At 71.9% G+C, this 25,237-nt stretch carries 24 protein-coding genes and 1 riboswitch; of the genes, 12 read left to right on the forward strand and 12 right to left on the reverse strand.

Annotated features, from left to right (window positions below):
* Window positions 1-225: 225 nt before the first annotated feature.
* On the reverse strand, window positions 226-423 hold the full coding sequence (locus ACWD38_RS13360) for a DUF397 domain-containing protein (protein WP_184481547.1): 198 nt from the start codon (window positions 421-423) through the stop codon (window positions 226-228).
* On the reverse strand, window positions 420-1,286 hold the full coding sequence (locus tag ACWD38_RS13365; protein ID WP_184481549.1) for a helix-turn-helix domain-containing protein: 867 nt from the start codon (window positions 1,284-1,286) through the stop codon (window positions 420-422). Before ACWD38_RS13365 ends, ACWD38_RS13360 begins: the two co-directional genes overlap by 4 nt.
* A gap of 240 nt (window positions 1,287-1,526) precedes the next feature.
* On the opposite strand from ACWD38_RS13365, the gene ACWD38_RS13370 reads away from it, so the two are divergent.
* Window positions 1,527-1,811 (forward strand): hypothetical protein, encoded by a 285-nt coding sequence (locus ACWD38_RS13370; protein ID WP_184481551.1) that lies wholly within the window; start codon window positions 1,527-1,529, stop codon window positions 1,809-1,811.
* A gap of 2 nt (window positions 1,812-1,813) precedes the next feature.
* On the opposite strand, the gene ACWD38_RS13375 is transcribed toward ACWD38_RS13370, so the two are convergent.
* Window positions 1,814-2,542, reverse strand: coding sequence for an alpha/beta hydrolase (locus tag ACWD38_RS13375; protein ID WP_450124133.1), 729 nt, complete (start codon window positions 2,540-2,542; stop codon window positions 1,814-1,816).
* A 215-nt stretch (window positions 2,543-2,757) separates the two neighbouring features.
* Here ACWD38_RS13375 and ACWD38_RS13380 point away from each other — a divergent pair, with 215 nt between their 5' ends.
* Both ACWD38_RS13380 and ACWD38_RS13385 read left to right on the forward strand, forming a co-directional pair.
* Window positions 2,758-4,491, forward strand: coding sequence for a CocE/NonD family hydrolase (locus ACWD38_RS13380; RefSeq protein ID WP_450124134.1), 1,734 nt, complete (start codon window positions 2,758-2,760; stop codon window positions 4,489-4,491).
* A gap of 168 nt (window positions 4,492-4,659) precedes the next feature.
* Complete coding sequence (locus ACWD38_RS13385) at window positions 4,660-5,133, forward strand: excisionase family DNA-binding protein (protein ID WP_184481558.1); 474 nt, start codon at window positions 4,660-4,662, stop codon at window positions 5,131-5,133.
* A 184-nt stretch (window positions 5,134-5,317) separates the two neighbouring features.
* Here the strand turns inward: ACWD38_RS13385 and ACWD38_RS13390 are convergent, their stop codons facing one another.
* Complete coding sequence (locus ACWD38_RS13390) at window positions 5,318-6,415, reverse strand: cobalt-precorrin-5B (C(1))-methyltransferase (RefSeq protein ID WP_450124135.1); 1,098 nt, start codon at window positions 6,413-6,415, stop codon at window positions 5,318-5,320.
* 34 nt (window positions 6,416-6,449) lie between these two features.
* Here ACWD38_RS13390 and ACWD38_RS13395 point away from each other — a divergent pair, with 34 nt between their 5' ends.
* Entirely contained in the window at window positions 6,450-7,199 is a 750-nt protein-coding gene (locus ACWD38_RS13395; protein WP_184481562.1) for a cobalt-precorrin-6A reductase, read from the forward strand.
* Here the strand turns inward: ACWD38_RS13395 and ACWD38_RS13400 are convergent.
* From ACWD38_RS13400 to cobG, 3 genes are read right to left on the reverse strand one after another with little or no spacing between them, the layout of a single operon-like run.
* Complete coding sequence (locus ACWD38_RS13400; RefSeq protein ID WP_450124136.1) at window positions 7,187-8,749, reverse strand: precorrin-2 C(20)-methyltransferase; 1,563 nt, start codon at window positions 8,747-8,749, stop codon at window positions 7,187-7,189. The genes ACWD38_RS13395 and ACWD38_RS13400 overlap by 13 nt on opposite strands.
* Complete coding sequence (locus ACWD38_RS13405; protein WP_184481564.1) at window positions 8,746-9,411, reverse strand: precorrin-8X methylmutase; 666 nt, start codon at window positions 9,409-9,411, stop codon at window positions 8,746-8,748. Before ACWD38_RS13405 ends, ACWD38_RS13400 begins: the two co-directional genes overlap by 4 nt.
* Window positions 9,408-10,838: a precorrin-3B synthase gene (gene cobG, locus ACWD38_RS13410; RefSeq protein WP_450124137.1), complete on the reverse strand. Its 1,431-nt coding sequence runs from the start codon at window positions 10,836-10,838 to the stop codon at window positions 9,408-9,410. Before cobG ends, ACWD38_RS13405 begins: the two co-directional genes overlap by 4 nt.
* Window positions 10,839-11,435: 597 nt before the next feature.
* A riboswitch (cobalamin riboswitch) is annotated at window positions 11,436-11,569 on the forward strand.
* Between the two features lie 122 nt (window positions 11,570-11,691).
* Between cobG and cobN the strand changes: the two genes are divergently transcribed.
* Window positions 11,692-15,306: a cobaltochelatase subunit CobN gene (cobN, locus tag ACWD38_RS13415; protein ID WP_450124138.1), complete on the forward strand. Its 3,615-nt coding sequence runs from the start codon at window positions 11,692-11,694 to the stop codon at window positions 15,304-15,306.
* Window positions 15,307-15,527: 221 nt separating this feature from the next.
* Here cobN and ACWD38_RS13420 read toward each other — a convergent pair whose 3' ends face one another.
* From ACWD38_RS13420 to ACWD38_RS13430, 3 genes are all read right to left on the reverse strand, one after another.
* On the reverse strand, window positions 15,528-15,959 hold the full coding sequence (locus tag ACWD38_RS13420; RefSeq protein WP_450124139.1) for an Imm1 family immunity protein: 432 nt from the start codon (window positions 15,957-15,959) through the stop codon (window positions 15,528-15,530).
* Complete coding sequence (locus tag ACWD38_RS13425) at window positions 15,956-16,717, reverse strand: DddA-like double-stranded DNA deaminase toxin (RefSeq protein ID WP_450124140.1); 762 nt, start codon at window positions 16,715-16,717, stop codon at window positions 15,956-15,958. The genes ACWD38_RS13420 and ACWD38_RS13425 overlap by 4 nt, the downstream gene beginning before the upstream one ends.
* A gap of 115 nt (window positions 16,718-16,832) precedes the next feature.
* Window positions 16,833-17,051 carry a hypothetical protein gene (locus tag ACWD38_RS13430; protein WP_450124141.1) on the reverse strand — a complete coding sequence of 73 codons (219 nt, stop codon included), beginning with the start codon at window positions 17,049-17,051 and terminating at the stop codon, window positions 16,833-16,835.
* Between the two features lie 119 nt (window positions 17,052-17,170).
* On the opposite strand from ACWD38_RS13430, the gene ACWD38_RS13435 reads away from it, so the two are divergent.
* Together ACWD38_RS13435 and ACWD38_RS13440 are read left to right on the forward strand one after the other, a co-directional pair.
* Window positions 17,171-17,998 (forward strand): helix-turn-helix domain-containing protein, encoded by an 828-nt coding sequence (locus ACWD38_RS13435; RefSeq protein WP_450124142.1) that lies wholly within the window; start codon window positions 17,171-17,173, stop codon window positions 17,996-17,998.
* A gap of 17 nt (window positions 17,999-18,015) precedes the next feature.
* Entirely contained in the window at window positions 18,016-18,213 is a 198-nt protein-coding gene (locus ACWD38_RS13440; RefSeq protein WP_450124143.1) for a DUF397 domain-containing protein, read from the forward strand.
* Between the two features lie 83 nt (window positions 18,214-18,296).
* Here the strand turns inward: ACWD38_RS13440 and helR are convergent, their stop codons facing one another.
* Entirely contained in the window at window positions 18,297-20,486 is a 2,190-nt protein-coding gene (gene helR, locus ACWD38_RS13445) for an RNA polymerase recycling motor ATPase HelR (protein WP_450124144.1), read from the reverse strand.
* 491 nt (window positions 20,487-20,977) lie between these two features.
* On the opposite strand from helR, the gene ACWD38_RS13450 reads away from it, so the two are divergent.
* Window positions 20,978-22,189 carry a YbfB/YjiJ family MFS transporter gene (locus tag ACWD38_RS13450; protein WP_184481576.1) on the forward strand — a complete coding sequence of 404 codons (1,212 nt, stop codon included), beginning with the start codon at window positions 20,978-20,980 and terminating at the stop codon, window positions 22,187-22,189.
* A gap of 8 nt (window positions 22,190-22,197) precedes the next feature.
* On the opposite strand, the gene ACWD38_RS13455 is transcribed toward ACWD38_RS13450, so the two are convergent.
* Window positions 22,198-22,422 (reverse strand): hypothetical protein, encoded by a 225-nt coding sequence (locus tag ACWD38_RS13455; protein WP_184481578.1) that lies wholly within the window; start codon window positions 22,420-22,422, stop codon window positions 22,198-22,200.
* A 109-nt stretch (window positions 22,423-22,531) separates the two neighbouring features.
* Between ACWD38_RS13455 and ACWD38_RS13460 the strand changes: the two genes are divergently transcribed.
* The 4 genes from ACWD38_RS13460 to ACWD38_RS13475 all read left to right on the forward strand — a co-directional run bounded on the left by ACWD38_RS13460 (window position 22,532) and on the right by ACWD38_RS13475 (window position 25,092).
* Window positions 22,532-23,389 carry a Scr1 family TA system antitoxin-like transcriptional regulator gene (locus ACWD38_RS13460; protein WP_184481580.1) on the forward strand — a complete coding sequence of 286 codons (858 nt, stop codon included), beginning with the start codon at window positions 22,532-22,534 and terminating at the stop codon, window positions 23,387-23,389.
* Complete coding sequence (locus tag ACWD38_RS13465) at window positions 23,386-23,574, forward strand: DUF397 domain-containing protein (protein WP_184481582.1); 189 nt, start codon at window positions 23,386-23,388, stop codon at window positions 23,572-23,574. The genes ACWD38_RS13460 and ACWD38_RS13465 overlap by 4 nt, the downstream gene beginning before the upstream one ends.
* 91 nt (window positions 23,575-23,665) lie before the next feature.
* Window positions 23,666-23,860, forward strand: coding sequence for a ferredoxin (locus ACWD38_RS13470; protein WP_184481584.1), 195 nt, complete (start codon window positions 23,666-23,668; stop codon window positions 23,858-23,860).
* Window positions 23,857-25,092 (forward strand): NAD(P)/FAD-dependent oxidoreductase, encoded by a 1,236-nt coding sequence (locus ACWD38_RS13475; RefSeq protein ID WP_450124145.1) that lies wholly within the window; start codon window positions 23,857-23,859, stop codon window positions 25,090-25,092. The genes ACWD38_RS13470 and ACWD38_RS13475 overlap by 4 nt, the downstream gene beginning before the upstream one ends.
* Window positions 25,093-25,237: the final 145 nt, after the last annotated feature.

The raw sequence follows: 25,237 nt of genomic DNA on the forward strand, positions 1-25,237 counted from the left end.
CTTTCCAGGTGAGCCGCGTTCGTGGTCGTTGTCCTGTCAGCGGCGAAGCCGCTGAGCAGTGACCAGCTTGAGCAAAACGACCACCGGCGGGTTCTCAGCGGCCTTCTCGCGAGGACAGCGATTTCGCCGTGTATCGGACATACATCAGAAATCGATCCCGCAGCGAGAAGGCCGCTGAGGTTCCGCTACCTGACCCGCTACTCAAGCCAAGATAAAAAACCGCAATCACCGGTCAAAAGTGCCCATTCTGGTGCTTGTGGTGAAGTCTGCCCAGGTGGCGGCGGTGAACGTCAGGATCGGGCTGGTGGGGCCGAGTTTGGAGTCGCGGACGCCGACGTGGCCCGCCGCCGCGCCGACTTCGACGCAGCCGTTGGCGGCGTGGCTGCGACTGGACTTCCGCCAGCGGGTGATGCGGCCGGTCATGCGTGTTCCTCCAGAACTCGTTTGATCAGGTCGTTGGAGTCGGACGTCTTCAGCGCCGTCGACCGCAGCCGGTCGAACGCCGCCCGGAACGGGGCCACCGCGGCGGGTTCCTCGTAGTAGAGGACTTCGATCCGGTTCTCCACGTAGGCGGTGCCGAGCTCGTGGTCGAACTCCGGCGGGTAGGTCAGGAGCATGAACGCGCCGTCGACGCCGGTGAGCAGACCCGCCGAGAACGGCTGGATCCGGATCTCGACGTTCGGCTGCTCGTTCCACTCCAGCAGCGCCTCCAGCTGCGCGACGTGCACGCCGAGTCCGCCGTTGACGTGGTGCAGCGCGGCCTCGCTGAGGATGGCGTGCACCGAAGGGGACCGGCCGCCGCCGAGGACTTCGCGCTGCCGGGCCATCCGCAGTTCGACGCGGCGTTCGCGGTCCTTCTTGCGCAGCTTCGGGGCGCCGCCCCGCACGATCGCGTCCGCGTACGCCCAGGTCTGGAACAGGCCCGGCACCAAGTGGGTGTCCCAGCTCTCGACCCGGTCGGCCATCGTTTCGACGCCGAGGAACAGCTTCAGGTAGTCCGGCAGCGCTTCCTCGGAGTCGAACCTGATCCACCAGTCCGTGCTCTTGCGGCTGCGGTCCCGCAGCGACAGGAAGAAGTCGACGCGGTCCCCGGCGCCGTAGAAGCGCAGCAGCGTTTCGAGCTCCAGGGGTTTCGGCATCCGGCGGCCGACTTCGAAGTGGCCGATGTTCTGGACGCTGCCGCGCACGGCTTTCGCCGCTTCGGCTCGGGTGATCCCGGCCCGTTCGCGCAGCCGCGTCAGTTCCCAGGCGATCCAGCGCTTCAGCGCCGTCGGACTCGTGCTCACCCGCCGCCCTCTCCGTGTCGTGGCGTTAGGAGTGTGCCCGTCCGCGGCGACCAACATCATCACCCGATCAGGGATCTAGTCCGGAGCAAGTGCCGAATGTAGCGTGCTCCACATCGGTGATCACCGTTTCGCCAGGTGGGGGCGGCACTTCGCTCGGCTCCGGCACCGCCGATGCGGTCCGATCGATCCGCTCCGACGCGGTTCGGACCCGATCTCCTCCCGTCGAACGGAGTTCGCGCCATGGATGCGATCGGCAACCTGCGACACCTCGTCGAGCGGGGGTTCCAAGGCGCTCCGGTGCACAACGACGTCGGCGACCTGGACGCCCTGATGTACGTGCGGCACTGGCCGGCGGGCGTGGTCGATGTGGTCATCGTCTACTCGCACGAAGAGGCTTTCGCCTACCGCGCGAGCGGAATCGACCCGGACGCCTCGCTGCTCAACTTCCCGGCGCGGGTCCACTGGCGGCAGGCGGGGCACCCCGATTCGGTCACCACCGCCGTGCTCGGCCTCGACGAACCCTGAGCTCAGGCGCGCAACTCCCGCAGCACCCAGGACATCGCCCGGGTCACGGCCGCGCGAGAGGCGGGCGCGTGGTCGAGGACGTCGAACGAGTGCCGGCCTTCCGGCACGTCGATCACGTCGAGGTGCGCGCCGCGCTGGTGCGCCTGCGCGGTGAAGGCCCCGACCCCGTCCGCGATCTCGGCGTCCTCCAGCCCGGCCCTGGTCAGCAGGATCGGCAGCGAACCCGCCGAGGCGAGCGCCTCCGCCGGGCGGAACCGGGCATCGACTTCCCAGCCCGGCAGCGGCGCCAGCACCGGGTAGCTCGCGGCGACGCAGCGGAGCCACTCCGGCGCCCCGCCGATCCAGTCGGCCGTGAGCAGTCCGCCGCCGGAGAAGAACCACAGCGCCACCCGATCCCGGTCCGCTCCGGGGAGTTCTCGGGCTCGCGCGACCGCGTCGGCGAGCGCGTCCGCCGCCACCGGGTAGTCCGCGGGCGAGTGCAGCGGGTGATCGACGGTGATCCCGATGGCACCGCTACCGGCGGCCAGCGAGCCGTAGCCCCGGAACACCGGCCATTCCCGAGGAGTCGGCCGCAGCTGCGGCGGGAGCGGGCCGCCGTGCACGAACACCACCAACGGCAGCGGCTCCCCCGCCTCCTCGCCCGGCCGGTACACGTCGATCGCGCCGTCCCGCTCCGGTTCGATCTCGGCCACGGGGAGCACGAACGGCTGCAGGTACGTCGGTTCCGCCATGGCTCGATCACACCAACGCGCCCGGTTGCGGCGCAACGGATTTGCGGGCTCTCCCGGCACGATCCCCGCTCGACGCCGTGCGGCCGTCCTGCCCGTGGCCCTGATCACATCGGAGTTGAGCATGCCGCTGCGGCCGGGTGTCTGCTGCGTCCCGCAGTGATCGTGCCGCTCCTGGAGCGGTCGCACCTCGCCCACCGCCGTCCTGGGAGGAACAAGTGAAAAGATCCCGCGCCGTCGCCTGCGCCGCCTCCGCGCTCGTCGCCTGCACGCTGACCGGCACCGCCGCCGTCACCGCCGCCACCGCGGCACCCGGCTCCGGGGCCGTCGCCACCGCCGACGACCCGGTCACCCACGAGGACAACGACCGCGTCCCGGAGGGCGCCGCCTGGACGCAGCACTACTTCCCGTCCGCGGACGGTTCCGGCACCGAGCTGCACGCCGACGTGCTGCTGCCGGAAGGGCTCGCCGAGGGCGAGCAGGTGCCGGTCATCATGTCGGCGGGCTCGTACTTCGGGCACTCCGGGCAGATGAGCGACGAGGGCTGGGAGCACACCGGCCCTTCGGACCGCTTCTACGACTTCATCGAAGGCACCGACCTGTTCCAGCGCGGCTACGCGTTCGTCATGGTCGACACGCGCGGCTTCGGCGGCTCCACCGGCTGCCTCGACTTCGGCGGACCCGGCGAACAGGCCGACGTCGAAGCGGCGATCGACTGGTCCGCGGCCCAGCCGTGGTCGACCGGCGCGGTGGGCATGTACGGCAAGTCCTACGACGCGATCACCGGGCTGATCGGCAACAACCTGGACCAGGACGCGCTCAAGGCCGTCGTCGCTCAGGAGCCCATCTGGGACCTGTACCGCAACATCCACTCCAACGGCGTGCCCCGCACGACCATCGCGCACACCGCCACCACCTACAACGAGATCGCGGCGCAACCGCAGCTGCCGGACGACGATCCCCGCTACCGCGCCAACGCCGCCTACGAGCAGGCCCACCCGGAGTGCCTGCTGGACAACCTCGCCGGGTACCAGACCGGTGACCGGGAATCCGAGTACTGGCGGGCTCGCGACCTCGCCGAACAGGCGAAGGGCACCGACACGCCGCTGTTCGTCACCCAGGGCTTCCTGGAGTGGAACACCGAGGCCGAGGCGATCCAGGAGTACCTCGACAACCACCAGGGCCCCGAGCGCGGCTGGCTCGGCCAGTGGGACCACAAGCGCGGCAACGAACGCACCGCCGACGGCCGCCTGGAGATGGGTCGCGAAGGCTGGTTCGAGGAGACGATCTCCTTCTACGACCAGCACCTCAAGGGCGTCGAACCGCCGGTCGCGCACCCGAACTACGCGATCCAGGACAGCGGCGGCGCGTGGCGCGCGCAGGAGACCTGGCCGACGCCCGACGGCACCGCGACCGTCCCGCTCGGCGGCGGGTCCTACGTGGACGACGGCGCGGAGGGCGGGCCCACGGCCGAGAACACCTTCACCGCGTTCTCCGAGCCGCTCGCGCGGGACACCCGGCTCACCGGCACGCCGCGGATCTCGCTGGAGGCCGAGGGGCGCGGCAACGCCATGGTCCAGCTCTACGACGTCGCCCCGGACGGCAAGGCCGTCATGTTCGACGAGCAGGTCTCCGTGCTGAACGCCGGCACCACGGCCTTCGACCTGAAGTCGACGGACTGGACGCTGCCCGCCGGGCACTCGCTGGCCGTGGGCATCGGCACCGTCCAGCCCAGCGGCGTCACCGCGCCCTTCCGGGACTGGATGGACTCGCCCTCCCGCGAGACGATCGACGTCACCGGCGCCCGGCTCGACCTCGCGCTGGAGGACCCGTCCGACGACGCCGCCACCGAGGGCGCCCGAGCACCGTGGCTGGACACCTACCTGCTGCTGAACACGAAGGACCTCCCCCTCGGCGACCCGACCTTCACGCTGCCCCCGGCTCGCCCCTGACCGCGCGACCACCCGGCCCCGCCGCTCCCGAACCGGAGCGGCGGGGCCGACCACTCGGCGGGCTTCAGCTCCACCAAGAAGGATCAAATCTTTCGTTTCGTTCGATTCGTTCGTACCTTTCGGTTAGGATGACGTCGGCAACACGCCCCTGCCGGACGGAGCACGATGATGACCGCGTCGCTCGAACAGCACACGGTGCTGCCTCCTGACGAATCCGCCCACGCGGTCCTCCAGAAGCTCGCGGGCGCTTTGAACACGGAGCGTGCCCAGCAAGCGAAGCTCGTGAGCGCGGACGGCGACGAGCTGGAGATGCCGGACGAGATCTACGAGGTGCTGCGCGAAGTGGTCGCCGCGATGTCCAGCGGCCTGGCCGTCACCATCGCCCCGCTGCACGCGATGCTGACCACCCAACAAGCCGCCGACCTGCTGAACATCTCCCGTCCGACCCTGGTCAAGCTGCTGGAATCAGGCCGGATCCCGTTCGAACAGCGCTCCAGCCACCGCCGCCTCCGGTTGGCGGACGTGCTGGAGTACGAGCGCGGCTCCCGGCAGGTGCAGCAGACCGCTCTGGACGAGATGACCCGAGCGGCCGTGGAGGACGGCAGTGCGGACGACGACATCGGGTTCATGCGCACTCGGTGATCGTGAGCTTCCCCGCCTTCCTCGATTCCTGCGTGCTCGTTCCGATCAACGTCACGGACGTGGTGCCGAGATTCGCCGAGGAGCGCAGCGGTTGCCATCGGTTCGGTGGTCGTAGCGAGGTCGGCGCCCCCACGATCGTTGCTCGCACTCGGTGCTGAATCCGGCCGGAGCTGGTCGAGCACGTTCAGCGCTGTTCGAACGGGGCGTGGCCGACTAGGTCTCCTGCTCGGTTGATGACCAGGATCTCCACGTCGATCGGGGCTCCCTGCAACGTGGTGAGGGAGAAGTCGCGGGCTCGGGTGGCGATGAGGTCGCCGAGCGGAATGCCCGCCTCCTGGCACAGGGTCAGCGCTTCCAACGCGGTGTTGGCGTTGCGGACGCGGTGGGCGAACTCCGCGGAGCCGCCCGCGTCGCCGACGATGTTCGCCAGCAGGGCGAAGTTCACCTGGGAGCGCTTCGAGTGCAGGTCCAGGTGCCCGTCGGCGAGCTTGGCGAGCTTGCCGATGCCGCCCGCGATCGTCAGCCGCGGCACGGGATTGCGGCGCAGGTACTTCAGCACCGCGCCGGCGAAATCACCCATGTCCAGCAGCGCTTCCGGCGCGAGCTCGTAGGTGCGCTCCACCAGCTTCTCCGAGGTGCTGCCGGTGCATCCGGCGACGTGGGTCAAGCCCTCGGCGCGCGCGACGTCCACGCCGCGCCGGATGCTGTCGATCCACGCCGAGCACGAGTACGGCACCACCACCCCGGTCGTGCCCAGGATCGACAGGCCGCCGAGGATGCCCAGCCGCGGGTTCCAGGTGTGGCGGGCGAGTTCCTCGCCGTTCTCGACGGAGATCTCCACGACCACGTCACCGGTGCCGCCGTGCTCGGCGGCGACCCGCTGCACGACCTCGCGGATCAGCTTGCGGGGCACCGGGTTGATGGCGGGTTCGCCCACGGGCAGCGGCAGGCCCGGTTTCGTCACGGTGCCGACACCGGTTCCGGCGCGGAACACGACGCCCGCTCCGGGCTCGGCGCGGCGCACCGTCGCCGACACCAGGGCGCCGTGGGTCACGTCCGGGTCGTCCCCGGCGTCCTTCACGATCGCCGCCATCGCCGAACCGGCGTCGAGGCGTTCGCGGGCGAGGGCGAACGCGGGCCGGTGCCCCTTGGGCAGCACGATCTCCACCGGGTCCGGGAAGGTCCCGGTCAGCAGCGCCGTGTACGCGGCGGCGGTGGACGCCGTCGCGCACGCGCCCGTGGTCCACCCGTAGCGCAGCGCGGGGCCTTCCTGACCAGTCATGATGCCGCCTCCTTCACCGTGAAAGGGTGCACGCATGCACAGCAGCGACGCGACCGGGGTGCGGCGCATCCTGGTGCTCGGCGGGACCGGCGAGGCCCGCGACCTCGCCGCGCGGCTCGGCGACGACGCGGGCGTGCACGTGATCTCCTCGCTGGCGGGCCGGGTGCGCGATCCGAAGCTGCCCGCCGGGGAGGTCCGCGTCGGCGGGTTCGGCGGCGCCGACGGGCTCGCCGCGTGGCTGCGCGAGCACCGCATCGACGCGGTGGTCGACGCGACGCACCCGTTCGCGCGGGTCATCACCGCCAACGCCGCACGCGCCTGCGCGCTGGCGGGCACGCCGCTGCTGGTGCTGCGCCGTCCCGCGTGGGAAGCGGAACCGGGCTGGCACCTGGTGGGCTCGCTGGACGAGGCCGCCGCCGCGCTGCCGGGGCTCGGCGAGCGGATCTTCCTCAGCACCGGCCGCCAGGGCGTGGGCCGGTTCGCGCACCTGGACCTGCGGTTCCTGCTGCGCGCCGTCGACCCGCCGGACCCGCCGCTGCCGCCGCACCTCACGACGCTGCTGGCGCGCGGACCGTTCACCTTCGACGACGAGGTGGCGCTGCTGCGCGAGCACCGCATCGACGTGCTGGTCACGAAGAACAGCGGCGGCCCGATGACCCGCGCGAAGCTCGACGCGGCGCGGGAGCTCGGCGTCGCGGTGGTCGTGGTGCAGCGGCCACCCGAACCGCGGGTGCCCGCCACCACCGTCGAGGAAGCGCTGGAACGCCTGCGTCACGCCGGGTAGCGGCGCGGGGTGAACACCGCGCCACCGACCGCCCTGGTCGTCGACGAGCCGATCACCAGCAGGCAACGCATGTCCACATCGGACGGATCGAGGTCGCCGAGTTCCACCGTCCGCACGGATTCCTGCGGCCCGCCCACGTCCCGCCCGATGATCACCGGGGTCTCCGGCGCGCGGTGCTTGAGCAGCGCGTCGCGGGCGGCGCCGACCTGCCAGGTCCGGCTCCGCGACGCCGGGTTGTAGATCGCCATCGCCAGGTCCGCCTTCGCCGCCGCCTCCAAGCGCTCGACGATGATCTCCCACGGCTTGAGCCGGTCCGACAACGACAGCACGCAGTAGTCGTGGCCCAGCGGAGCGCCGACGCGGCTCGCCACGGCCTGCGCGGCGGTCAGGCCGGGCAGCACCCGCACCGGGACGTCGGTGAACCGCTCCTCGGTCGCGACCTCCAGCACGGCGCTGGCCATCGCGAACACGCCCGGATCGCCGGAGGACACCACCACGACCCGCGAACCGCGCCGGGCCAGGTCCAGCGCGAACTCGGCGCGCTCGGCCTCGACCCGGTTGTCCGAGGCGTGCTTGCGCTGGCGCGGATTGGTCGCGAGCCGGTCCAGGTAGGGGCCGTAGCCGACGAGGTCGTCGGCGGCGGCGACGGCGGTGTGGGCCTCCGGGGTCGTCCACTGCGGACCCGCGGGGCCGAGGCCGACGACCACGACCTCGCCGATGCCGGGCTCGCGCGCCGCGGCGGGCGCGGATTGCTCAGTCGTGGCAGGGGAAACCGGGACGCCGGTCGCGTCCGTCAGGTTCAGCGGGCTGCCCGAGTTCACCGGGCTCGGCAGCAGCGCCAGCGAGAAGTACGGCACCGACGCCGGATCCACCTCGGCCAGCGGCAGCAACCGCTGGCGCTCCGTGGTGGCGCGCTCCACGAAGTACGCCTCGTCGAGCCGTCCCGCCTTCTCGAACGCCTCCTTCACACCGTCGAAGGTGCGGCCCAGCTTCATCACCGCGGCCGCGTCCGTCGAGGCCAGGTGCTCGGCGAGCTTGTCCGGCTCCAGCGTCCCCGGCAGCACCGTCAGCACCTCGTCGCGCTCCGCCAGCGGGCGCCCCAGCATCGCGGCGGCGCCGCTGACGGAGGTCACGCCGGGGATCGCGGCCACGTCGAACCGGCCCACCAGGCGCTTGTGCATGTGCATGTAGGAGCCGTAAAAGAACGGGTCGCCCTCGCACAGCAGCGCCACGGTGCGCCCGGCGGCGAGGTGCGCGGCGAGGCGTTCGGCGGCCTCGGCGTAGAACTCGTCGATCGCGCCCTGGTAGCCGCCGGGGTGGTTCGTGGTCTCCGTCGTCACCGGGTAGACCAGCGGTTCCTCGACCTGACCGGCCCGCAGGTACGGCTCGGCGACGGACCGCGCGATGCTGCGGCCGTGCCGGGCGCTGTGGTAGGCGATCACGTCGGCCTCACCGATCAGCCGCGCCGCCTTCACCGTCACCAGCTCCGGATCTCCCGGTCCGAGCCCGACGCCGAACAACCTGCCTGCCTGCTCCACGGTGCTGCTCACTCCTGTTCGCTCGCGATCGCGTTGATGGCGGCCACCGCCATCGCGCTGCCACCTCGGCGGCCGTGCACCACGAGGTGCTCCAGCTCCGGGTGGTCGGCCAGTGCCTGCTTGGACTCGGCTGCGCCGATGAAACCGACGGGCAGGCCGAGCACGGCGGCGGGCTTGCCCGCTCCGGCGTCGACCATCTCCAGCAGCCGGAACAGCGAGGTGGGCGCGTTGCCGACGGCCACCACCGCGCCGTCGAGCCGGTCCCGCCACAGCTCCATCGCCGCCGCGCTGCGCGTCGTGCCGAGCTCCTGCGCCAGCTGCGGCACCTGCGGGTCGCCGAGGGTGCAGAGGATGTCGTTGTCCGCCGGGAGGCGACGCCGGGTGACGCCCGCGGCGACCATCGCGGCGTCGCAGAACACCGGCGCCCCGGCGCGCAGCGCTTCGCGGGCGGCCAGGACCGCGTTCGGCGACCAGGCGATGTCGCGCACCAGGTCGACCATGCCGCAGGCGTGGATCATGCGGACGGCGACTCCGGCGACTTCCGGTGGCATGCCGTCGAGTTCCGCTTCGGCGCGGATCGTCGCGAAGGAGCGGCGGTAGATCTCCGCGCCCTCCCGGATGTACTCGTAGCCACCGGTGCCCTCGGCCCCGGCTGGATTGCGTCCGGTACTCACACTGCCCTCCGTGCCGCTTCGAGCGCGGCGGATAACTCGCCGGCGGGTTCGCCGCCGACCTCGTAGCCGGCCTCGGTGGCCAGCACTTCCACTCCTCGTCCCGCCGGTCGGCCGCAGCGGCGCGAGCAGCCCGCCCAGTGCACCGGCAACGCGCCGGGCCGGGCGGCGCGCGCCGCGTCGGAGCGCACGTCGGCGAGGGATTTGGCGCAGCCGGGGCTCCCGGTGCACGCGGTGACCCCGGCCAGCGGCGCGGCGGTGTCCACCACGAAACCGGCTCCGTCCATTTCGGACAGCAGGGTCGTCGCGTCGTGCTCGGGGATTCCGGGCAGCAGCAGGGTGCGCCACGGCGTGAGCCGCAGCGGGCGGTCCAGGGCGGCCAGCGCCGCGACCTGCTCGGCGTTCAGCCTGCCCAGCGGGGCGCCCAGCGCGAGGCTCACCCGGCCGTCGCGGCGGTGCAGGACGCCGAGATCGGCGTGGGTGGCGACGGGCTCGACGGGACGACCCGGACCGGAGTGGCACGTCGTTGCGGGAGAAGACCCGACGCCGCCGGCCGGTTCCCCCACGCCGGGGGCGGAACCGGCGCGTTCAGCGGCACCGCTCGCGCTGATGGGCCGCTCGGTGCGTTCAGCCGATCCGCCGGCTGCGGCAGGAACGGTCCCGGCACGCTCAGCGGAACCGTCCGTGCCGGGAGCAGATCCGGTGCTGTCAGCGGACTCCGCGCCGGTGTCGGCGATCGGCGCACCGTCCTCCGCCGGGCCCGGTTCGGCGATGACGCGCGCGGCGATCAGCCGGGGACCGTCGGTGAGTTCGGCGAGCCGCCAGCTCGCCGACTCCTGCCGCCGCCGTTCCGCGAGGAACGCCTCCGCCGCGAGCACCGCGGCGCGCGCCGCGTCCGCGGTCGCGACCCGGATTCCTTCGTCCGCACCGGACAGCAGCACCGCGACCGAACCGTCCGCCGGGGCGAGCCCGATGTCGGCGGCGAGCCCGGCGACGTCGCCCCGCCCGTCGTCCACGGTGAACAGGAACCGCCCCGGCAGCTCCGCGAGCGCGGGCGCCGCGCACAACCGCCGGTCGAGCTCGGTCGACACCGCGTGCACGTCCAGCGACCCCGCGTCGTCGCAACCGGTGTAGGGCGAGGCGATGATGTTGCGCACCCGCTCGTGCGTCGGCGAGGGCAGCAGGCCCGCGTCGGCCAGCGTCGCCGCGAACTCCGCCACGGCGTGCGGCGCGAGCCCGCGGACCTGGAGGTTCGCCCGCGAGGTCAGCTCCCAGCCGCCGTCGCCGAGCTCCGCCGCGGCGGCCAGCGCCCGCACCTGCCGCGCGTCGAGCCGCCCGCCCGGCACCCGGACCCGGGCCAGGCCGCCGTCGGCGGCCTCGTGCACCCGCAGCGCGCCGGGGCACGCGTCCGGTTCGGCTCGTGGCGGCACGGTTCTCCCCGCTCTCATCGCTCGTGGTCGGTCGGAACTCCCAGCGCACGGCGCGGGTCTCCGGTGGTGCGCGGCCCTGGGCGCGCACCGGCGGTCGTCGATACTACGGCCAGGCCTCGTTGCGGACGCAAAACGCGATGTGCCTCACCACAGCCACCCCCGACCCGGCGGCCTCCCCCGCACGACCGCCCCGCGAACCCCGGCCGGACCTTGTTCAAGCCCTCGCAATTTCGCGAGAAATCGAACGCCCCCGGCGTGCCGGACACCCCATGTGGACAACTCGTTTCCCCTGATCAGAAGTGGTTCCACGGCCGGGATCAGGAACGTTCACCTCGATCGGGTCGTTCGATTTCTCCCGAAATTGCGGGAATCGTCCACAACGTGACGAGTGGGGGCGGCGTGCGGGGGTGCGCCGGTGTCGACCGAGTTCGCGGTGAGGGGATTCCTCGGCGAGCGCTCGTGTCCGGTGGGTGACCGTCGCGCGAGCGTTCCGCCGAACGGCGCGGTGCCACGTGCGTGATCTCTCGCGCACCAGCGCAGCAGGCCACTTGACGAACGATCGCCCCGTTGCGGAGAGTGGTCGACGGCGACGAGTGGAGGAAGCCGGTGCGAGTCCGGCGCGGTCCCGCCACTGTCACCGGGGAGCGGACTCCGCACAACGAAGGTCACTGCCCGCGCACGTGCGCGGACGGGAAGGCCGGAGCGAGCGCCGATCCGGGAGCCAGGACACTCCGCGCCGCCACCGCCCGGTCCGACACCGGGTGCCGACGACTCCGGGGCGAGGACCCCGAGGAAGGTTGACCATGCGTCCTGTCCGCATGCCCGCGTCCCTGCTCAGCCGGGAGCGTGCCGCATGATCCTGCTGCTGTCCACATCGGACACCGATCTGCTCAGCGCACGCGCCAGCGGTGCGGACTTCCGCCTCGGCAACCCGGCCCGGCTCGGCGTGGACGACCTGCCGCCGCTGCTGGAGGGCGCCGACCTGGTGATCGTGCGGCTGCTCGGCGGCCGCCGCGCCTGGGAGGAGGGCCTCGACGCGCTGCTCGCGGGCCCGCGCCCGGTGGTGGTGCTCGGCGGTGAGCAGGCCCCGGACGCGGAGCTGATGGAGTGCTCCACCGTTCCCGGCGGCGTGTGCGCGCAGGCCCACGCCTACCTCGCGCAGGGCGGCCCGGAGAACCTGACGCAGCTGTTCAACTTCCTGTCCGACACGGTCCTGCTCACCGGCCACGGCTTCGAGCCGCCGGTGGAGACGCCGAAGTGGGGCTTGTTGGAGCGCGAGCCGCGCAACGCCGAGGGCCCGAAGGTGGCGGTGCTCTACTACCGGGCGCACCACATGGCGGGCAACACCGCGTTCGCGCACGCCCTCTCCGACGCCATCGAGGACGCGGGCGGCCGGGCGATGCCGGTGTTCTGCGCGTCGCTGCGCGCCCCGGAACCGGGCCTGCTGGACACGTTGCGCCAGGCCGACGCGCTGATCGTGACGGTGCTCGCGGCGGGCGGTACGAAGCCCGCGACGGCCTCGGCCGGTGGGGACGACGAAGCGTGGGACGTGGGCGCGCTCGCCGACCTGGACGTGCCGATCCTGCAGGGCTTGACGCTGACCTCCAGCCGCGAAGCGTGGCAGGACAACGACGAGGGCCTGTCCCCGCTGGACATGGCCACGCAGGTCGCGGTGCCCGAGTTCGACGGTCGGCTGATCACGGTGCCGTTCTCGTTCAAGGAGAACGACTCGGAGGGCCTGCCGGTGTACGTGGCGGACCCGGAGCGCGCGGCGCGCGTCGCGGGCATCGCCGTGAAGCACGCCCGGCTGCGGTACGTGGAGCCGAAGGACAAGCGCCTGGTGCTGATGCTCTCGGCGTACCCGACGAAGCACTCCCGCATCGGCAACGCGGTCGGCCTGGACACCCCGGCGAGCGCGGTGGGCCTGCTGCAGCGGCTGCGCGAAGCCGGTTACGACATCGGCCCGGAGGACGGTCCGGACGCGCTGCCCGGCGTGGCCGCGCAGGACGGCGACGCGCTGGTGCACGCGCTGATCGCCGCCGGTGGCCAGGACCCGGATTGGCTCACCGAGGAGCAGCTGTCCGGCAACCCGGTGCGCATCCCCGCGAAGCGCTACGCCGACTGGTTCGCGACGCTGCCCGACGACCTGCGCGAGAGCATCGAGGGTCACTGGGGCCCGCCGCCCGGCGAGCAGTTCGTGGACCGCTCGCACGACCCGGACGGCGAGATCGTGCTGGCCGCGCTGCGCGCCGGCAACGTGGTGATCATGGTGCAGCCGCCGCGCGGCTTCGGGGAGAACCCGATCGCGATCTACCACGACCCGGACCTGCCGCCGAGTCACCACTACCTGGCCGCCTACCGCTGGCTGACCGACGAGTTCGGCGCGCACGCCATGGTGCACCTGGGCAAGCACGGCAACCTGGAGTGGCTGCCCGGCAAGACGGCGGGCATGTCGGCGTCCTGCGCGCCGGACGCGGCGCTGGCGGACCTGCCGCTGATCTACCCGTTCCTGGTCAACGACCCCGGCGAGGGCACCCAGGCGAAGCGCCGGGTGCACGCGACGCTGGTGGACCACCTGGTGCCGCCGATGGCGCGGGCGGAGAGCTACGGCGACATCGCGAAGCTGGAGCAGCTGCTCGACGAGCACGCGCAGATCTCGGCGATGGACCCGGCGAAGCTGCCCGCGATCCGCAGCCAGATCTGGACGTTGATGCAGGCCGCGAAGTTGGACCACGACCTCGGGCTGGACGAGCGCCCGCACGAGGCCGAGTTCGACGACATGCTGCTGCACGTCGACGGCTGGCTCTGCGAGATCAAGGACGCGCAGATCCGCGACGGCCTGCACGTGCTGGGCGCCGCCCCGAAGGGCGAGGCGCGGGTGAACCTGGTGCTGGCGATGCTGCGCGCCCGGCAGGTGTGGGGCGGCCAGAGCGGCGCGCTGCCCGGCCTGCGCGAGGCGCTGGGCATGTTGGAGGACGGCAGCGTCGCGCGCGGCACCGTGGACGACGTGGAGACCTCCGCGCACGCCCTCGTCTCCGGCATGGAGGAGCACGGCTGGGAGCTCGGCGCCGTCGTCGAGGTGTGCCGTTCGGTGCTGGGCGACGCCCCGGACGACGTGGTGCGGGTGCTGGAGTTCGCGGTCGCGGAGGTGGTGCCGCGCCTGGACGCCACGACCGACGAGATGGGTGCGACGCTGCACGCCCTCGAAGGCGGCTACGTCCCCGCCGGGCCGAGCGGTTCCCCGCTGCGCGGCCTGATCAACGTGCTGCCGACGGGCCGCAACTTCTACTCGGTGGACCCGAAGGCGGTGCCGAGCAGGCTCGCCTGGGAGACGGGGCACGCCATCGCGGATTCGCTGATCGAGCGCTACCTCGCCGACACCGGCGAGTACCCGCGTTCGGTGGGCCTGTCGGTGTGGGGCACCTCGGCGATGCGCACCTCCGGTGACGACATCGCGGAAGTCCTGGCGCTGATGGGCGTGCGGCCCACGTGGGACGAGGCGTCGCGGCGCGTCAACGGCCTCGAAGTGATCCCGCTCGACGAGCTGGGGCGTCCGCGCGTGGACGTGACGGTGCGCATCAGCGGTTTCTTCCGCGACGCGTTCCCGCACGTGGTGACGCTGCTCGACGACGCGGTCCGCAAGGTCGCCGCGCTCGACGAGCCGGACGAGCAGAACTTCGTGCGCGCCCACGCCCAGGCGGATCTGGCCGAGCACGGCGACGAGCGCCGCGCCACGACGCGCATCTTCGGTTCGAAGCCCGGTGCCTACGGTGCCGGTCTGCTGCCGCTGATGGACAGCAAGAACTGGCGCGACGACACCGACCTGGCCGAGGTGTACGCGGTGTGGGGCGGTTTCGCCTACGGCCGCGGCCTGGAGGGCACGGAGGCGCGCGGCGACATGGAGTCCGCCTACAAGCGCATCTCGGTGGCGGCGAAGAACGTCGACACCCGCGAGCACGACATCGCCGATTCCGACGACTACTTCCAGTACCACGGCGGCATGATCGCCACGGTCCGCGCGCTGACCGGCAAGGCGCCGGCGGCCTACATCGGCGACAGCAGCCGCCCGGACGCCATCCGGACGCGGTCGCTGACCGAGGAGACCTCGCGAGTGTTCCGCGCCCGCGTGGTCAACCCGCGCTGGCTGGAGGCGATGCGCCGCCACGGCTACAAGGGCGCGTTCGAGCTGGCGGCCACGGTGGACTACCTGTTCGGCTACGACGCCACGACGGGCGTGGTGGGCGACTGGATGTACGAGAAGCTCGCCGAGACCTACGTGCTCGACGAGGAGAACCAGAAGTTCCTCACCGAGTCCAACCCGTGGGCGCTGCACGGCATCACCGAGCGGCTCCTGGAGGCGGCGAACCGGAACATGTGGGAGTCCCCGAACCCGGACACCCTCGCCGCCCTGCACGAGGTCTACCTCCAGGCCGAAGGCGACCTGGAGGACGGCCCGGCGAAGGGCTGAGCGGTTTCAAGTGAACGGCCCGGTCGTCCGATCCGCTTGGACGACCGGGCCGTTCACCGCTTACCCCGAACCGTCCCGCTCGGCGAGGCCTGCCAACGCCGGAGGCAACGAGCCCGTGTGCAGGACGCCGAGGCGTTGGGTGGCTCGGGTGAGGGCGACGTAGAGCTCCGCCGCGCCGCGCGGGCCGTCGGCGAGGATGCGCTCCGGTTCGACGACACCGGTTATCTCTCGGCGTCACCGTCGTTGAGCAACGCGTGCAGCGCCTCCGGCGAGATCGTTTCCTCGACGGGGAATGCGCTCGCGCCGTAGGGCTGCCACTCGACCACCGTCGGCCGGGCACCCGTCCTGGCGAACTCGTCTGCCGCGTCGATCACGCTCGCCGCGTCGATCTCCGCACCCGCTGGAACCGGAATCTCCGTCGCCCCGTAGACGACCGGTTCGCCGTTCGTCCCGCCGCTGGTCACCTCGGCGTCGCCGTACAGGTCCCACAAGCACACGCCCCGCCCGGCGCGGAACCCGACGACGAGTTCCGCGCCGTCGGGGTGGACGAGGTAGACGACGACATGGTCCGTGGTGCGCTGCTCGTTCAACGTCGCCCGTACGTCGGTGGCGTCGAGCGGCGTTCCGTCGTCGAGCTCCATCGTGAACGTCATTGCGTCGCCTTCCCATGGTATGTGCGCCGGTAGGGGCGTCCGTTGCGGTCCGTCCCGGACACGGTCATCCGAAAGCCTTCCGGGAGGAAGGACTCGAGCACCTGATGACAGCCTGGCGGCCGATTCTGGTACCCACACGGAACGTGATTGATCAGCAACTCTGTCGACTTCAGTCCGCTCCGGATCATCATCGCAGCGGCGCGTAGCTCGACGTGAAAGGCCAGGTAGCGGGGCGCCCGGATACCGAGCGCCTTGATCCGCTGCTCCGCTTCTCCGACCCATACGTCCGTCTGACCGGAACGAAACTCACCGGGAATCGGTCGGTCTCCGATCTTCAGCTTGCCGACGGTCCGGTCCGGAAAGCCCCGCACTCGCGGCGGAAGCTCCGGCACCGCCCACGCTGCTTCCGGCGGGTACTCGGAGCCGTCGACGCCGACGGCGTTCGGCGACCGCTTCGGCACGGCCGTGGGCTCCGGCGTGCGAGCGGCGGCCGGACCCGAACTCGCACCGAGCCGCGACAGGTAGGCGGTGACCCGCTTCCGGACCGCCCGCACGGTGGCACGCACCTCGGCCAGCTGATCGACCGTCATCTCCTGCGACCTGACCGCGTCGAGCGCATCCGGCGCGGACGCACCAGCAAGCGCGTGCGTGAGCGCGTCGCGGCTCTCCGCCGACGCCATGCCCGCGGCCGTGATCTGCTCGGTCGCCTCGTCGAGCCTGCCGAGCACTGCCGTGAGCCTGCGGTCGACTTCTTCCACGGACATCCGCGCCCCCGGTCCCGTCGCCGTCCAGGCCGATCATGTAGGCGAGCACCGACACAAAGTGAGTGAACGGACCGTTCGTCCAATCCCGTTGGACGAACGGTCCGTTCGCTCATTTCGGAGTGGTGGTGCCGAGGAGTTCGGCGTTGGCGCGGCCGACCGCGCTGGTGAGCTCGGCGAAGGCCTTTTCGGTGAAGTTCAGGGTCAATCCGTCGCCGCTGCCCCGGAAATCGAGTTGGACGGACCGATCCGATTCGGCCTCGTGCGTGATCCTGACGCGCTCTGACAGGCACACGTAGGTGTCGTTCTCGACCGCACGCTGCTCGCGCATAATGGCCTCCTCTTGATCGATGTTGATCCAGTACTCGTACTCTCCCAGAGCCCAGTGGGTACGGGTACTAAACGATCGGGTGATCCATTCGGACGGAAACCGCCCCTAGGGTTGATCTCGTGACTTTGCGACGGTTGATGTTGGGCAAGAGCCTCGAACAGTGGCGAGAAGGTGCGGGCGTGACGCGGGCGGATGTCGCCGCCGAGCTCGGCTGCACCGCCGACCGGGTACGCCACCTGGAGAGCGGCCGGAACCTGCCGTCCCGCCCGGACCTGATCGTGATGTGCTCGCTGTACGGGGTGGCCGAGCAGGATCGCGAGGCACTGCTGGAAACCCGGGCGGGAGCGCGGAAAGCGGGCTGGTGGCAGACCTACCGGCTGCCGAAGTGGCTCGCCGGGTACGTCACCCTGGAGGCGGACGCGACGCGGGCGCGCAACTGGGAAGGTGAGTTGATCCCAGGCCTGCTGCAAACCGAGGCGTACGCCCGGCGGGTCGTCTCCGTCGGCGATCCGAGCGCGTCCGAAACCGAACTGGAGAGGCGGGTCGGGGCACGCAGGCGCAGGCAGGATCGGCTGACGACGGAGGAAGATCCGCTGGAGTTGGTGGCGCTCATGTCCGAGGCCGCGATCCTGCGGTGCGCGGCAGAGCGAGATCTCGCCGGGGAACAGCTCGGGCACCTGCTCGACATCGGGAAGCGACCGAACGTGTCGATCCGTGTCGTGCCGATGGACGCGGGCATTCACCAAGGCATGGCAGGTGGATTCGTGCTCCTGGACTTTCCGCCGGATACGTGGCCGGAAACCGGCTACAAGGAGTACAACGTCGGCGGCCATCTCGTGGATGATCACGAAGCAGTGCGATCGCTCGCTACGATTTTCGAGGAGCTCAGCGCGCGAGCGCTGTCGGAGCGGGACAGCGCACGCTTGATCTCGCAGCGCAGACCGTGATCTGAAAGGGAGCGGAGATGGATCTCAGGCAGGCTCTGTGGCGCAAGTCCAGCCACAGCTCGGCACATGGCCAGTGCGTTAAGGTCGCGACGAACTTGCCGGAGTTCTCCGCCATCCGGGACAGCAAAGACCCGCAGGGCGATGTGCTCGTGCTGGGTGCGGCGAGGTTCGCCGACTTCATCCGGTCGATCAGGAGCGGCGGCTTCGACACCTGAGGCTCAGGTCGCCGGGTGAGGTGAACGGATCGTTCGTCCAACGGGATTGGACGAACGGTCCGTTCACTCCCAGTGTCACGGCCCTACGCCGAGCCGTCCCGTTCCGCGAGGCCCGACAGCGCCGGGGGCAGCGAGCCCGTGTGCAGGACGCCGAGGCGTTGGGTGGCTCGGGTGAGGGCGACGTAGAGCTCCGCTGCGCCGCGCGGGCCGTCGGCGAGGATGCGCTCCGGGTCCACGACGAGGACCGCGTCGTACTCCAGGCCCTTCGTGTCCGCCGCCGGGACCGCGCCCGGCACCTCCGGCGGCCCGATCACGACGCTGGTGCCGTCGCGACCCGCCTCGTCCCGCACGAATTCCTCGACGACGGCGGGAAGTTCGTCCGCGGTGACCTTCCTGGACCACGGCTCGACGCCGCACGAGCGGACCGACTCCGGCGGCTTGCCGTCGGGGGCGAACTCGGCGAGCAGCGCCGCGGCGACGTTCATGATCTCCGCCGGGGTGCGGTAGTTCACCGTGAGCGACCGGTAGGCCCAGCGGCCGGGCACGTACGGCTCCAGCATCGCGCCCCACGACGTCGCCCCGGCCTCCGAGCGGCGTTGCGCCAGGTCGCCGACGACCGTGAAGGACCGGCTCGGGCAGCGCCGCATCAGCACCCGCCAGTCCATTTCGGACAGTTCCTGCGCTTCGTCGACGACGACGTGCCGGTACGTCCACTCCCGGTCCGCTGCGGCGCGTTCGGCGAGGTCGCGGGTGTCGTGCTCGACGAAGCGGTTCGCGAGGTCCGCGGCGCCCAGCAGGTCGGTGGCGTAGAGGTGGTCCTCGTCGTCCATCGAGTCCTGGCGGCCGGTGAGCTGGTCCATCACGTCCGACGCGTACTCGGCTTCGGCGGCGCGTTCCCGCTCGGCGGCGCGCGCGGCGCGCTCCTCGGCGGCCTTGTCCCTGCCGAGCAGGTCGACGAGCTCGTCGAGCAGCGGCACGTCCGACACCGTCCACGCGGCGCCGTCGGCGCGCAGCAGCGACGGGTCGGCGCCCGCCGCGCGCAGGCGCTCCGGGCTGGAGTACAGCCCGGCGAGGACGTCCTCCGGCGTCAGCACCGGCCACAGCTCGTCGAGCGCGGCGGTGAACGCCTCGTCACCGGCCAGTTCCGCCAGCAGCTCCGCCTTCAACCGCTCCCGCGTCACCCGGTCGTCGCCACCCGGCCAGCCGCGCGCGATCCGGGACAGCGCCCGCTCGGTGAGCACGTAGGTGATGATCTCGGCGAAGACCGCGCGGGCCTCGTTGTGCGGGAGCCCGGACGACCGGGCCTCCTCCCGCGCCCACTCGGCGACGTCGGCGGTGATCCGCTGCGCGGTCCCGCCCAGCTGCACCGGCAGCGGCTCCTCCGGCACCCGCTGGCGCGCGGCGACCGCCGCGGCGAGCACGTCCAGCATCGCCAGCGATCCCTTGCGCCGCACCACTTCCGGCACGTCCTCGGCCGTCACGCGCAGGCCGGGCAGGAGGTCGCCCGCCGTCATGAACACCACGTCGGACTCGCCCAGCGACGGCAGCACGCGGCCGATGTAGGTCAGGAACTCCGGGTTGGGGCCCACCACGAGCACGCCGTGGCGTTCCATCCGCTCCCGCTGCGTGTAGAGCAGGTAGGCGACGCGGTGCAACGCCACCACCGTTTTCCCGGTGCCCGGACCGCCCTCGATCACCAGCACGCCGGAGTGGTCGAGGCGGATGATCTCGTCCTGCTCGCCCTGGATCGTCGCGACGATGTCGCGCATCCCCGCTCCGCGCGGCGCGTTGACCGCCGCGAGCAGCGCCGCGTCGCCGCGCTCCTCGCCGGACGGGCGGCCGAGCACCTCGTCGGTGAACTCGACGATCCGCCGCCCGCGCGCGTGGAACTGGCGCCGCCTGCGCATGTTCTCCGGCGTGGCCCCGGTCGCGACGTAGAACGGGCGCGACGCGGGCGCCCGCCAGTCCAGCAGCAGCGGCTCGTACTCGTCGTCCTCGTCGAAGATGCCGATCCGGCCGATGTAGGAACGCTCACCGGACAACGAGTCCAACCGGCCGAAGCACAACCCGTTGTCGGCCACGTCCAGCCGCTTCATCTCCTTGGCCCGCGTGCGCACCTCGACGTCGCGCTCCACGGCCGTCCCGCCGTTGCCCAGCAACGCCGCGTCGAACTCGCCCTTCACCCGCGCCCGTTCCGCGTCGAGCCGCGCGTAGAGATCGGCCACGTAGCCACGCTCGGACCGCAGTTCTTCTTCGTACCCCTGAGTTGACACGTTCTCCTCATCGCGACTGGCCGGTTCCGGTGGGCCGTCCATTTCGGTCCGCCGGGCGCGGCGCCCCGGTTCGACGATCTTCCTCGGCCTTCCGGCGACGTTCCCCCGAGTCCCCGGCAGCACCGCGGGACGTCGCACGCTCGTCCCATTTCCCCAGCGCTCGGCTTCGATGAGCGATTCTGCGGCAGCACGGGGGGCTTGCCGCAAGTACCCCGGTGCGCTATACGTTGAAGCCGGGAAGGAGAAGAGTCTCCCCCATTCCCGCGCCGCGGAGAACACCCGCCCGGCCCTTCGCCCGAGGCCCGCTTCCCCGGCATGGCACGGAGTTCCTCGTCACAGCCCACCGCGAACGCGGCCCGGTGCCCGGAGCCGCGCAGCCGCACCCGACTCCTCCCGCCATGTCCGATCCGGAACGTGGCGGTCCGCACGTCGCCTGGCCCGGCGGCCCCCTGCCTGGTCAGCTGGGTGCGACAAGCGGAACGGAGTCGTCCATGTCGCAGGAGCGCGAACTTTCCCCGCCCACGATCACCGCCGCCCCGAGGCCGTTCGCGATCGACGTGCTGGTGGCGTTCGGGCTGGCGCTCGGATCGTCGTCCGCGCAGGGGCTCGGGCGGTTCGCCTACGGGCTGCTGCTGCCGTCGATGAGCGGTGCGCTGCACTGGTCGTTCGCGACGGCCGGGCTGATGAACACCGCGAACGCGCTCGGCTACCTGCTGGGCGCGCTCGTCGCGGCCCCGGCCGCGCGCCGCTGGAACCCGCGCCGGCTGTTCGTCTCCGGCCTGATCGCCACCGCGCTGCTGCTGTTCGCCGCCGCGCTCACCGGCGACGTCGTGGTGCTGTTCGTGCTGCGGCTGGCGACCGGTGTCGCGGGCGCGGTGGCCTTCGTGCTCGGCGGCGTGCTCGCCACCGGTTTCAGCCAGGGCAGGCCCGGCGGGCGGTCCGCGGTGCTGCTCGGCATCTACTTCAGCGGCGGCGGGCTCGGCGTGCTGCTGTCCGGCCTGGCGCTGCCACCGGTGCTGCGGGCGGGTCCGCCGGACGACGCGTGGCGCTGGGGCTGGGTGGTGCTCGGCGCGCTGGCGGCCCTGTCGGTGCTGCTGGTGATCCCGGCGGCCAGGCGGACCGCGGCGCCGCCGCCGTCGCCGGACGGGGCGCGGTTCTCGCCGAAGCCGATCATCGCCACCTTGATCGCCTACGGCCTGTTCGGCGTCGGGTACATCGCGTACATGACCTTCATCGGCGCCTACCTGGAAGCGGGCGGGGCGGGCACCGCGGAGGTCTCGGTGTTCTGGTCGGTGCTGGGCGCTTCCGCGATCGCGGGCGGTTTCGCGTGGGGGCCGATGCTGGGGCGGTTGCACGGCGGCCGGGCGCTGGCGGTGCTGCTGGTGGTCCTGGCGGTGGGCGCGGCGCTGCCGCTGATCTCCACCGGCGTCGTGGCCGAGTTCGCCTCCGCGCTGCTGTTCGGCTGCTCGTTCCTGTCCGTGGTCACCGCCGTGACCACCACCGCGCGCCACGCGCTGCCGCCGCACCGGTGGGCCGCCGCGATCGGCGCGCTCACCACCGTGTTCGCCGCCGGCCAGTGCGCGGGTCCGGTGCTGGCGGGGGTGCTCTCCGACGGCGGCGGCATCGGCACCGGCCTGCTCATGTCCGTCGGCATCCTGGCGTGCGCGGCGCTGGTCGCCCTCGCCCAGCCCGCGGCCCGGTGATCGGTCGGTCAGCGCGGGAAGCGGACGAGCTCCGTGGCGGCCTCGGGCTGGCGTCCCTGCCCCGAGGAGCACGCGCCGCACACCACGCGCGGCTTCTCCGGCCTGCCGAGGCGGCGGTGGACCCGGCCGCGGATCACGTGCCCGCACCGGGCCACCGGCTGCGGACCACCGGTGCGCAGCTCCACCGCGTGCCACAACGACTCCCGTTCCGAAGCCATGAACACCCGTGCCATGCGTACCTCCCTGTTGCCTGCCTCCCAGGTGATCGACGTCTAATAGACGCCGATTAATAGCTCGTTCGGGTCACGAAGCGCGCGCAGCGGACTGGCTACGATCTGCTCCGTGCCCGCAGACACCATCCGAGTCACGCCCCGAGCGCGCGCGCTCGCCGCCGCCATTCGATCCACCAGGGAGAACTCCGGAATCAGCGGCCGGGAATTGAGCAAAAGGCTCGGCCTGAGCCACGGAACCGTGTCGCACTGGGAAACCGGCCGCCGCATTCCGACACCGGAGGACGTCGCCTCGTTCCTCGCGGTGGCAGGCGTGACCGGAAAGGAACGGCAACGACTGCTCGACCTCGCCCGGCACGCGAGCGAACCGAATTGGCTCACCGTGGGAATGCCCGGAATTCCGCAGCAGCTCGCGGGCGCCGTGGAATGCGAACGGTCCGCTTCGGCGATCGTCGAGTGGGCGCCGATGGCCGTGCCCGGCCTGCTGCAGACCGCGGGCTACTCCCGCGCGGTGTCGGCAGCGGGCGGGCTCACCTCAGATGAGACCGAACGGCGAGCCACCGTCCGAGCCGGGCGGCGCGAGATCATTCTGCGCGATGATCCGGTTCGATTCACCGCGTTGATCGGTGAGCACAGCCTTTCCGATCGGATCGGAACTCCGCCGGTGATGCTGGACCAGCTGCACTTCCTGCTGGAACTCGCGGAACGCGACAACGTCACGATCCAGGTCGTGCCGCCCCGCGTCGGCTGGCATCCGGGACTGGCGGGCCCGTTCGTGCTCTACGACTTCCCCGATTCGCCCGCGGTCGTGCACTTCGAGCACTACAGTTCCGGTGCTTTCGTCCCGGACGACGACGACGTCCAGGCATATCGGCAGGCCGTGAGCAGAATTCGCGAACTCGCGCTGAGCCCGGCCGACACGATCGATCTGATCACGGAATCAGCGAGCGAACTGGAGAGATCAGCATGACCCCGACGAACTGGCGCACGTCGACCTACACCCACCCCAACGGCAACTGCGTGGAGGTGGGCAGGCTGGGAGATCGCGCCACCGTCCGCGACACGAAGAACCGCACCGCCGGGTACCTGACCATCGGTGAAGCGCAGTGGGCGACGTTCGTGCGGGAGATCGCCTCCGGCCGCTACGACCGGTGACCACGCCCGTGACCTCGGACGTCCCGGCGCCGGCGGAGCGAGCCGAGTCCCACCTCGTGACTCGGGCGCGTCCGGCGGGTAGAGATGAGCCATGAAGATCACGATCGACGAGGACAGGTGCTGCGGCGCGGGGCAGTGCGTGCTGGAGGCACCGGACGTGTTCGACCAGCGCGCTGAGGACGGCGTGGTGGTGCTGCTCGACGCCGCTCCTCCCGCCGAACTGCACGAGGCGAGCCGGTCGGCGGAGCAGCTGTGCCCGACCGCGGCCATCGAGATCAGCGAATGACCACCGGCCGCATCGCGATCGTCGGCGCCTCCGCCGCGGGGCTCACCGCGGCCGAGGCGTTGCGCCGCGAGGGCTGGGACGGCCGGATCAGCCTCATCGGCGACGAGCCGCACGAGCCCTACGACCGGCCACCGCTGTCCAAGCAGGTGCTCGCGGGCAAGTGGGAACCGGAGCGGACCGGGCTGCGGGCGGCGGACGCCCTCACCGGGCTCGACCTGGATCTGCGGCTGGGCACCACCGCGACCGGGCTCGACGTCCCGAACCGCCGCGTGCTGCTCGGCGAGGAGGTGCTGGACTGCGACGGCGTGATCATCGCGACCGGGGTCGCGGCGCGCGCGCTGCCCGGTGCAGCGCACGGCGCGCACGTGCTGCGCGGCCTCGACGACGCGCTGGCGCTGCGCGCCCGGCTCGCGAACCCGGGACGGCGGCTGGTGATCGTCGGAGCGGGCGTGCTGGGCGTGGAGGTCGCCGCCGTGGCCCGCGAACTCGGTCACGAAGTCGTGGTGGTCGCTCCCGAGGCGGCCCCGATGGAACGGGCGGTGGGCATCGAGGCCGGTGACCTGCTGGCCGAGGCGCACCGCGCCCACGGCGTCCGGCTGCGGCTCGGCGAGCTCGTGGACGGGCTGCTCGACGACGGCGGACGGGCCCGCGGCGTGCGGCTCGCGGACGGCTCGGAGCTCACCGGCGACGCGGTGCTGATCGCGATCGGCTGCACCCCGGCCGTGCAGTGGCTGCGGGACGGGCCGCTCGACCTCGCCGACGGGATCGGCTGCGACTCGTACTGCGCCGCGGCACCGGGGATCTACGCCGCCGGCGACGTGGCCCGCTGGCACCACCCGGTGCTCGGGCGCCCGGTGCGGATCGAGCACCGGATGAACGCCACCGAGCAGGGCATGGCGGCGGCGCGGAACCTGCTCGCCGAACTGGACCCGGAGCGCTTCGGCACCCGCCGGGAGTTCGCACCGGTGCCGTACTTCTGGTCCGACCAGTACGGGTTCAAGGTCCAGGCCTACGGCGACCTCGCCGACGCGGACCAGGTCCAGCTGCGAGTGCTGGACAAGACCGATCCGGGCGCCCCGAAGGCCGCCGCGCTCTACCGGCGCGGGGACTCGGCGTTCGGCGCCCTCTCGATCGGCGTACCGCCGAAGCAGGCCCGCGCGCTGCGCGGCGCGGTGGCGACACCGCAACCGTGGGAGCAGGCGCTCGGCGTCCTCGACGAACTGGCGAGCTGAACGCCCCGGGCGTCGTCCGCTCCGGGCGGCGCCCGCGGGCCGCACCCGCGCTGGCGCTGGGGAGGGAAGACGTGACCGGCAGGCCCTCCCCCCACCCGCGACCAGCCGCACCCGCCACCCCGCGACCGCGGCAGGGCCGGACCCG

The organism is Saccharopolyspora sp. NPDC002578 (assembly GCF_053592695.1).